The 1,697-nt window shown below is 41.6% G+C and carries 2 protein-coding genes; both read left to right on the plus strand.

Annotated elements, in window-relative coordinates; all coding sequences use genetic code 11:
* Positions 1-560 (plus strand): IS66 family transposase (locus BP822_RS06290; protein WP_286877988.1); only part of this gene is annotated, 560 nt, incomplete at its 5' end.
* 39 nt (positions 561-599) lie between these two features.
* Positions 600-1,148 carry a hypothetical protein gene (locus BP822_RS06295; protein WP_286877990.1) on the plus strand — a complete coding sequence of 183 codons (549 nt, stop codon included), beginning with the start codon at positions 600-602 and terminating at the stop codon, positions 1,146-1,148.
* Positions 1,149-1,697 lie beyond the last annotated feature (549 nt).

Raw genomic sequence — 1,697 nt, forward strand, 5'->3', positions numbered from 1 at the left:
TGAAGGTTCTGATGGAAGTTTTAACTCGGAGATTTAAGGGAATAATCGTATGTGACGGGTGGAAGCCGTATGCCAGGTTTACAAATCGCATTCAGAGATGTTGGGCGCATCTACTTCGAGAGTCAAAAGACATTGCAGAGAAGTTCGAGGAAGCTATTCCGTTACATAACGCACTCAAAGAGCTCTACGACCTACTAACCAAAGCTCTGGAAAACGATCCACCGCCAGAAGTCAGAATGACTTTATGGGAATTGGCGCGAGAAGCGCTTCGGCATTGGATCTCGAAAGAGTATTCTATAGAGAAAGTTCGAAAGTTCATCGGGAAAATCAATAATGGATTCGAGTATTGGTTCACATTCATCATCAATCCGGGTGTAGAGCCGACTAACAACAGGGCAGAGAGAGCATTGCGACCACATGTCGTCTTGAGAAAAATCCTGGGCACCCTTCGAAATGATAAAGGAACATCGATTCATGAGCGAATCATGACGACACTGGCAACATGGGGGCAAAAAGGGTTAAATAGCCTACAAATGCTAACCGCAAAGCTGGCATGCTAAACACATACGATTTTTGATGTTGGCTTTTCAGATATTAGCTTGATCCATCTGGTTTACTGTCAAAATACCAGAGCAACTCTTGAAGAATCAGAAGAGTTGCTAAAACAGGGGAAAAATGAAGATTCCATGGAATTAGCAGCAGTTGCATTCTCACAGCTCTTGGACGATTATAAGAATAGAGTCAAGGACAAATTCGACAAATACCCATTTTCATTTAATAGTTCTGTTAGTGGCTCTATTTTCTTTTCTACCAGTAGCGATTCTGACCTAGCCAGCGACGTGGAGTCTTTCGCATCAGAGGTAAAGAGTGCTTTCTCTGATGTGGATGATTGCATATCTGAGCTTCAAGACACATTGGAGATCATCAGTATTGGGATTGATTATCGGAAATATATGAAGTTTTATTTATTAACACCTAATGTGAGTAAGGAAAATAGAACTCATATGCAACCACAAAAAGTTTATAAAGATTATAATATTTACTATCCTTCAAATAAATCAAAATACACATCTACCAAAGAAGATGCACAATTTTGTATCGATTTTATAATTGAAAGCTCAATAATATTACAAGAATTTAATTTTTAATAATTTTTTATCTTTTTTTTTATTTATTCCATGGATGGAGTGCGCTGAAACTTTCAGTCACAGAAGGAATTGAGATTTTGAGTATTAAAGATCAGCCGCGTCGCTAACGATTCATTCGTGCTGGCTTCACCCATGTGGACGTACGGCCCTAGTCGATCAGTGTGCGTAATCCAGAAGCAATCAACAATATTATTCAGATACGAATAGCCTCAAACCGAAATGTGCATTCAGTCCAAGAGTTACAGGAGCGATGACAGGTTCTTTGAATGTCAGCTCAAATCCACAGCCAATCCGGGCATTTTTCGTTCTTGCAGTTCCTGCGGAACTCAAGCCATCAGATCCCCTTCGAGTGGAGACCAGCCTGAGAATGATTGAGATATGAACAGGCTTTGGCAACCCATGGTCCTCGGCTGCTTTGGCTACTTCCTGTTTAAGCCACTCTCCGAACTCTCCTCCCGCCTTGCGATAATGCCTTAGAGGCAGGAAAGGAGTTATACTCTTTTCACGAGTACGCCTCCAGAGTCCTCTGCTCTCCGGCCATCCTCGCCT

Source organism: Methanosaeta sp. UBA458 (genome assembly GCF_002496085.1).
GTDB lineage: Archaea > Halobacteriota > Methanosarcinia > Methanotrichales > Methanotrichaceae > Methanothrix > Methanothrix soehngenii.